Consider the following 8,275-nt stretch of genomic DNA (forward strand, 5'->3'; position numbering starts at 1 on the left):
CTATAAAAGAATTGAAGTAGAATCAATTAGAAATAAAATGAAGAAGAATAACATTTATTTGGGAGACACGAGTTTGAATTGTGGCGGAGCTGTAGTTGAGGGAGAATTCGTAGAACTACATAATGAAAAGTTTTATAAAATCAGTAATTCTGATCAAATGGCAGACTTCTTTATGAGTATTGTCAGCGATTCAGATCACTGGATGTTTATATCGAGTAATGGTTCTTTATCAGCCGGAAGAAAAGACAGAGATAATGCCCTGTTTCCTTATTATACCGTTGATAAAATTCATGATTATAATGATATAACAGGAAGTAAGACAGTTGTTTTAGTTGAAAAGGAGGAGAAAACCTTTCTTTGGGAACCTTTTTCTAAAAAACTGAACGAAATATATAAGATTGAGAGAAATCTCTATAAAAGTATCTATGGTAACAAACTTATTTTCGAAGAAATTAATAAAGATCTTGGAATTGGTTTTCAATACTCATGGAATAATAGCGAGAAGTTTGGTTTTGTAAGAAAATCTGTTCTTTCTAATAAGACTAATCAGTCTGTAAAATTGGAAATTCTAGATGGAATTAGAAATATTCTGCCTTCTGGAGTGGATTATAATTTTCAGAGTGAATATTCGAATCTTTTAGATGCCTATAAAAAGGGTGAGTTACTTAGTGATTCTGGATTAGGTTTATTTATGCTTAGTTCAATTCCGGTTGATAGAGCAGAACCTAGTGAGTCCTTAAATGCGACTACCGTATGGTCTTTAGGTTTAGAGGGGAAGAAAATTTTATTATCTGATAAGCAAATTGCCGACTTTAAAAATGGTTTAGATCTTAAAACAGAGGTTGATATAAGAGCGACTCGTGGAGCCTATCTTCTAAATGCTGAATTAGAATTAAAACCAAATGCTACAGAGGAATGGTTGATCGTTTCAGAGGTGAATCAAGATAGTGTTGCTGTAGCGAATTTGAATGAATTTATCAAGACTGAAAAAAGTATTGAAGATTCAATTAATCTTGATATTGCAGCAGGAACAACCAATTTGATTAAAATTGTTGCTGACGCTGATGGTTTGCAAATGGGAAATGATGATTTGTGTTATGCTCGTCATTTTTCAAATACGCTTTTTAATGCAATGCGTGGTGGAATTTTCGCGAATAATTATACAGTTGAACGTGCAGATTTTAAGTTGTTTGTTCAACAAACAAATTTAAAGGTAGCTGAAGCATTTGAAGAGTGGATTGTTCAATTACCTGCCGAAATTTCTTATTCAGAGTTGAATAAATTGGCTGAAGAAACAGGAAATTCAGATTTAATCAGAATTTGTATTGAATATTTGCCACTAACATTTAGTCGTCGTCATGGTGATCCAAGTCGCCCTTGGAATCAGTTCTCTATTGAGACTAAAAATGAAGATGGGACTCCAAAATTAAATTATCAGGGAAACTGGCGTGATATTTTCCAAAATTGGGAAGCATTGGGCTTATCGTATCCTGAATTTATAGAAGGTATGATCAGCAAATTTGTGAATGCATCTACACCTGATGGTTACAATCCTTACCGAGTTACCCGTGAAGGAATCGATTGGGAATGTCCAGATCCAAATGATCCTTGGGCATATATTGGCTATTGGGGTGATCATCAGATTATCTATCTTCAGAAATTTTTGGAATTATCTAATCACTATCATCCTGCTAAGTTGGATGAAATGCTTACAAAGGAGAATTTTGTGTATGCAAATGTTCCTTACCGAATTAAGTCTTACGCTGATATTGTAAAAAATCCTAAAGACACGATTGAGTTTGATTTTGCTTTAAACGATCAAATTAAAGAATTAGCTGCCGAGATTGGTGCTGATGGTAAATTGCTCGGAAATGGTAAAGGTGGGTTATATCAGGTAAATCTAACTGAAAAAATATTAGTTACTCTACTGTCTAAGCTTAGCAATTTTATTCCTGAAGCGGGTATTTGGTTAAATACACAACGTCCGGAATGGAACGATGCAAATAACGCTTTGGTAGGAAATGGCGTATCGATGGTTACTTTATGTTACCTAAGACGATTCTTGAAGTTTTGGTCTGAAAAATTTGCTACTATTTCGGCAGAAGAGATTCGTATTTCGGCAGAAGTGAATCTATTATTAAATAAAATATTTGATTTATTCAAATGCAATTCTTCATTATTGGAGAGTGGCTTTTCAAACGAAGACAGAAGACGTTTTGCTAATGTTTTGGGAGAAGCTGGAAGCGAATATCGAAATAAAATTTATGCTAACTCTTTCTCAGGCGAAAAAAAATCTGTTAAAGTAAAGGCTTTATGTGAGTTTGTTGATTTTGCTTTGTTGTACATGGATCAATCGATAAAAGCAAACAAGCGAGAAGATGGTTTGTACCATGCTTACAATCTAATTTCATTTACTGACGATACGGTTTCAGTTCGTTATTTATACGAAATGTTAGAAGGTCAAGTAGCCGTTTTAAGTTCAGGTTACCTTAGTCCGAAAGAAAGTTTGGATGTTTTCGATGCTTTAAAAGCTAGTGCTTTGTTCCGCGAAGATCAGTATTCATATATACTATATCCGAATAGACAATTGCCTCTTTTTAGCGAGAAGAATAATATTCCTGCAAATAAGGTTAAAGAATCCAAGTTATTGAGTCTGTTAATTGCTGATGGTGATACCTCTATTTTAAGAGCTGATAATTTGGGTGATTTCCATTTTAATGGATCATTTAGAAATGCCGATGTCTTAGAAAAAGCATTGAATAAGCTGACTTCGGATAAGCATTTAAGTCTACTTAAAGAAGAGAAAGATCAAGTTCTTGGTGTTTTCGAAGAGATGTTCGATCATCAATCTTTTACAGGTCGTTCGGGTACATTCTATGGTTATGAAGGTTTGGGAAGTATTTATTGGCACATGGTTTCTAAACTATTGCTAGCAGCTCAGGAAAGTTATTTCGAAGCTGTAGAAGAAAATGCAGATCCTGTACTTATTGGTCGTTTAAAAGATCATTACTACGAAATAAAAGCAGGTATTGGCTTGTACAAATCTCCTGATTTATATGGTGCTTTTCCAACAGATGCCTACTCGCACACACCTGGAAATGCAGGTGCTAAACAGCCAGGAATGACAGGTCAGGTAAAAGAAGATTTTATTACTAGAATGGGAGAGCTGGGCGTTCAGGTAGACAATGGTGAAATTTTATTTAGTACTTCATTGTTGAATCATCAGGATGTCTTAAATCAAAGTGAATTATTCGATTTTTATGATATCAATGGAGCGAAGCAACAAATTGTTCTTCAGAAAGGTCAATTGGGATTTACTTTTTGTAAAGTGCCTGTGATTTATACCAAATCGGATAAAAATCAAATCACAATTTCATTTAAAAATGGAAATACAAAGGATTTTTCAAGCAATGTAATTGATAAGGAAACAAGTACTTTGATATTTAATCGAAATGGCGAAGTTGAGAAAATAGAAGTGTCAATTAATTAGAAAAAATGAAGTAACTGTATTAGCCTGTTTTAATAGGCTAATGCAGCTATTTTAAAACTCAAAATATTAAGGCATATGTCAGTTAGAAGTGAAAAATTAATGTCCCTTGCTGGTGTTGATTTTTCTGGGAAAATCAGAGTCTGAATTATCGGACTTTTATTCTACTCTAATGGTTGTGGAATTCCCCCAGAAAATGTGAGTCTGGTTTTTTAGGAAATTTATTATATAGACTTGATGAAATGGGCAGGTGAGGAAGAGATTCTTACTTTTTATTTCGAAGTCTTTGATGAATTATGGAAAGGATTGCAGGAAGCATTAGAACCTGAAAAACATTGGGAACTATTTACTGTAGATAGAAAACCCAAAAAAGTAATGCAAAATTTAGTTGCTAACATATAGAAGTAGTTAAACGCAATAAACGATAAAACGAATCATGAAAAATAATCTCCTCTTAATTTTGATATCATTGGCCTTATTGTTGGCTTCGTGTAAGAATCAAAATAAGAAATCTAAAAAAGATTCTGTTGAGAATAAATCTGAAAATATAGAGATTAAGCAATCTGAAAACGACTTGTTAAATGGTACTACAAGAGCTGTTGCTTATTCAGGATTTAGAACCGGACAGCATCCCGATAGAGGAGAAGGTGCTGTTAATCCAACCGACGATCAAGTATTGGAAGATCTACAAATGATCTCAAAAGATTCTTTATTTAATATGATTCGCTTGTATGATTCAGGAGAGAATTCGCAAGCAGTATTGAAAATTATAGAAGAAAATAAACTCAATATTAAAGTGATGTTGGGAATGTGGCTTAAAGCTGAGTTAAGTGCTCATGAAACTTGCGAATGGTTAACAGAACCGATTGCTCAAGAAGTCTTGGATGCGAACAGCATTGCCAATCAAAAAGAAATAGAGCGAGGCATTCTTTTAGCAAATAAATATAATAAAACAGTTGTTGCTGTAAATGTTGGAAATGAGGCTTTGGTAGAGTGGAACGATCATAAGGTAGATACAGATAGCATTATTTCCTATGTGCAAAAGGTTCAAAAAGAAATTGAGCAACCCATTACTGTTGCCGATAATTATGAGTGGTGGGCAGCTAAAGGTGAAAAATTAGCTGAAACAGTAGATTTTGTTTCCATTCATGTTTATCCTGTTTGGGAAGGAAAAGATATTGATGAAGCCATGTCTTACACTATCGAAAATGTTCAGAAAGTAAGAAATGCATTGCCAAATAGTAAGCTTGTAATTACTGAAGCAGGATGGGCGAGTGAAGCCATAGAATTTGGTGTGAGAGCTCGCGAAGATAAGCAAGAACAATATTATAAGAACCTAATGGCTTGGTCTTCAGAAATGAATATCACAACCTTCTTTTTCGAAGCTTTTGATGAAGATTGGAAAGGTGAAACAGCTAATCCTTTGGGAGCAGAAAAACACTGGGGATTATTCACTGTAGACCGCAAACCAAAGAAAGTCATGCAAGAGATGTTTAACAATTAAGATTCCAGTTTTTATAAATTCTTAATTCATAACTTATAATTCATAATTAAATAAATATGACACATTATAAAACGGCAAAAGAAGATATTGTTCCCTTTGGACAAAAACTAGCATTTGGATCAGGACATCTAGCAAATCAGTTATTTCCTGCTGCTTTGGGTGTGTTTATGGTTGTTTTGGTTATGTCTCTAGGAATGAATCCTGTTCTTGCAGGTTTATTAGGTGCTTTACCTCGCTTGTTAGATGCACTAACCGATCCAATTATGGGATTTATCTCTGATAATACGAGATCGAAATGGGGAAGACGTAAGCCTTATATCTTTATTGGTAGTGCTATTACAGGTGTTGCCTTTATGGTGATGTGGCAATTGAATCCTGAAGATTCTCAAACCTATAATTTCTTCTATTTCTTAATAGTATCCATATTTTTCTACATTGGGTATACCATTTTTGCAACGCCATTAATTGGGTTAGGATATGAAATGACTCCTGATTATAATGAACGTACCCGTTTAATGGCCGTTTCGCAATGGATGGGACAAGTTGCTTGGATGATTGCACCTTGGTTTTGGGTAATTATATACGATCCAACTATTTTTGACTCAGCACCCGAAGGAGCACGTATTTTGTCTATTTGGGTAGGCGCTATTTGTATGGTTTTAGGTGTATTGCCAGCTCTTTTTAATAAAGAAATGATTTTGCCAGATAATAGCAAAAGAGTTAATTTATCGTTGAGAGAATTGGGTTCTAACACCAAAGAGTTCTTGAAAGGGATTAAGCTAACACTCAAGAATAAACCTTTTATGAAGCTATGTGGGGCTACATTCCTTATCTTTAATGGTTTTCAAACTATTGCACAGTTTGCCATGTTTATTATAGTTTATTATTTGTTTAATGGTGACAAGGTTGCTTCAGGATCATGGCCAGCATGGTTTGGTACAGTAAGTGCATTGGCTACCGCTTTCTTGGTTATTCCTATTGTAACAAAAATATCAGAAAAGGTAGGTAAGAAAAATGCTTTCGTTATAGCAACCATTATTTCCATGATTGGTTATGCTTTAAAATGGTGGGGATTCAACCCTGCTAATCCATGGTTAATGTTTATGCCAATTCCATTTTTATCATTCGGAATTGGTGGTTTATTCACCTTAATGATGTCGATGACAGCCGATGTTTGCGATTTAGATGAGCTAAACAATGGAGAACGAAGAGAGGGAATGTTTGGAGCCGTTTATTGGTGGATGGTGAAGTTAGGAACTGCCTTGGCATTGCTTACAAGTGGTATTGTGTTGCAAGCTGTTGGTTTCGACCAATCGATCGATCAACAAACTGTTGAAACATTAACTAACTTGAGGCTTGCTGATATAATAATTCCAATTGTGACAGCAGCAATGGCAATATTAATTGTTTGGAAATATGATATTACTGAGAAAAGAGCATTGGAAATTCGTGAAGCCTTAATTGCGAAAAGAGGAAAAGCAAAACACTAAATTGAAATCTAAAAATAGAAACATGAAGCTTTTTAATAATTGTCTTAGCATTTTACTCATACTTACGGCCATGGGTTGTAATTCGAGTGATAAAAAATTATCGGTTGATGTTTATGAAACTTCTGCAAGTGGAAATAAATTAACGCATATAACTGAATTTCCTAAAGGAGAAAATACAGTTGCGATCCAAATACTTCCTGCAGAAAAATTTCAAACAATTACTGGTTTTGGTGGTTCTTTTACCGAAGCATCTGCTTATTTGTTGAATCAATTAAGTAAAAAAAATAGAGAGTTAATTTTGGAAGCATACTTTGGATCCGAAGGAGCAAAATATTCTTTGACTCGCACACATATCAATTCATGCGATTTTTCACTGAGTAACTATTCTTATGCACCTGTTGCAGGAGACAAAGAACTTAAGCATTTTTCTATCGACGAAGATCGCGATGATATTATTCCAATGATTAAGGAAGCAATGGCCATTTCGGAAGATGGATTTAAAATCATTTCTTCCCCTTGGACTGCATCGCCTTGGATGAAGGATAACAATAAGTATGTAGGTGGAAAATTGTTGCCAGAATACTACGATACTTGGGCTTTGTTTTTCTCAAAATATATAACGGCCTATAAAAATGAAGGAATTGATATTTGGGGTGTAACCATTGAAAATGAGCCTTTAGGTAATGGTAATAATTGGGAAAGTATGCATTACACACCTGAAGAAATGGTGGACTTTGTAAGTAATCATTTAGGACCAAAATTGGAAGCTGATGGAAAAGATGTTAAGATTTTAGCTTATGACCAAAACAGAGGAGACGAATTAGAGGAATGGACAAAAGTGGTTTATAAAGATGAGGAATCATCAAAATATTTCGATGGAATGGCTATTCACTGGTATGCTAGTACTTTCGATTGGTTTCCTAAATCATTGAATTTCACACATGAAATGGCTCCTAGTAAGCACCTAATTCAATCGGAAGCTTGTGTCGATTCAGAAATTCCTCATTGGCAGGATGATGCCTGGTATTGGTCAAAAGAAGGAACCGATTGGGGATGGGACTGGGCTCCAGATGAACAAAAACACAATCATCCTAAATATGTTCCGGTTTATCGTTATGCTAGAGATATTATTGGCTGCCTAAACAATTGGGTTGATGGATGGGTCGATTGGAACATGGTTCTTGATCGCCAAGGCGGACCTAACTGGTTTAAAAACTGGTGTGTTGCTCCAGTAATTGTAGATCCAGCTAAAGATGAGGTTTACTTTACGCCTTTGTATCATACAATGGCACATTTTAGCAAGTATATTCGTCCAGGTGCAGTGCGTATAGGTTTTAAAATATCCGATAAGGATTTGATGATGACCGCAGCGCAAAATCCTGATGGATCAATCGCTATCGTGATTTTGAACATGAAAGAAGAAGCAAAAAATATTGAGATTTCTTTAGGAGAGCGTTTGGTTAATTTGCAAATTAGTTCGCAAGCAATACAAACAGTTATAATTAAGAAGTAATTGATAAGGCGTAAAGATTTTAACATAAAAACCCGGGGCATTGTCTCGGGTATTTATGTTAGTTGTAATCGTCGCAACTACATTCTTTTATAGAAGGAATTATTGTTTGCGACGAAATTAAGTTAGGTTGATAGAGTTTGTTTTATATTCTTAGATTCAAGTCACAAATGCAACTGATGGAATTTTAGATGAAAAAAGGAGGTGTATTTTTCAAGACAATGAGGAGAAGTAGTCTCACCCATTGTCTATGTGGAATAAAAGTCTTTTTTTTACCACTAAAA

Annotated in this window: 5 protein-coding genes; all 5 read left to right on the top strand. The window is 34.7% G+C overall.

Annotated elements, in window-relative coordinates:
• The first annotated feature begins 37 nt into the window (after window positions 1–37).
• Complete coding sequence (locus tag EMN46_RS03980) at window positions 38–3,490, top strand: hypothetical protein (RefSeq protein WP_195715178.1); 3,453 nt, start codon at window positions 38–40, stop codon at window positions 3,488–3,490.
• A gap of 234 nt (window positions 3,491–3,724) precedes the next feature.
• Window positions 3,725–3,889 (top strand): hypothetical protein, encoded by a 165-nt coding sequence (locus EMN46_RS03985; RefSeq protein WP_154199372.1) that lies wholly within the window; start codon window positions 3,725–3,727, stop codon window positions 3,887–3,889.
• Between the two features lie 34 nt (window positions 3,890–3,923).
• Window positions 3,924–4,991: a glycosyl hydrolase family 17 protein gene (locus EMN46_RS03990; protein WP_154199373.1), complete on the top strand. Its 1,068-nt coding sequence runs from the start codon at window positions 3,924–3,926 to the stop codon at window positions 4,989–4,991.
• Between the two features lie 56 nt (window positions 4,992–5,047).
• Complete coding sequence (locus EMN46_RS03995; RefSeq protein ID WP_154199374.1) at window positions 5,048–6,481, top strand: MFS transporter; 1,434 nt, start codon at window positions 5,048–5,050, stop codon at window positions 6,479–6,481.
• Between the two features lie 22 nt (window positions 6,482–6,503).
• Complete coding sequence (locus EMN46_RS04000) at window positions 6,504–7,994, top strand: glycoside hydrolase family 30 beta sandwich domain-containing protein (RefSeq protein ID WP_154199375.1); 1,491 nt, start codon at window positions 6,504–6,506, stop codon at window positions 7,992–7,994.
• Window positions 7,995–8,275 lie beyond the last annotated feature (281 nt).

Origin of the sequence: Ancylomarina sp. 16SWW S1-10-2 (assembly GCF_009669305.1) — a bacterium.
Classification (GTDB): domain Bacteria; phylum Bacteroidota; class Bacteroidia; order Bacteroidales; family Marinifilaceae; genus Ancylomarina.

Bases quoted from the DNA above. Each gene is read 5' to 3' on its own strand.
- EMN46_RS03995 (WP_154199374.1), top strand. From the start codon at position 5,048: ATGACACATTATAAAACGGCAAAAGAAGATATTGTTCCCTTTGGACAA.
- EMN46_RS04000 (WP_154199375.1), top strand. From the start codon at position 6,504: ATGAAGCTTTTTAATAATTGTCTTAGCATTTTACTCATACTTACGGCC.
- EMN46_RS03985 (WP_154199372.1), top strand. From the start codon at position 3,725: ATGAAATGGGCAGGTGAGGAAGAGATTCTTACTTTTTATTTCGAAGTC.
- EMN46_RS03980 (WP_195715178.1), top strand. From the start codon at position 38: ATGAAGAAGAATAACATTTATTTGGGAGACACGAGTTTGAATTGTGGC.
- EMN46_RS03990 (WP_154199373.1), top strand. From the start codon at position 3,924: ATGAAAAATAATCTCCTCTTAATTTTGATATCATTGGCCTTATTGTTG.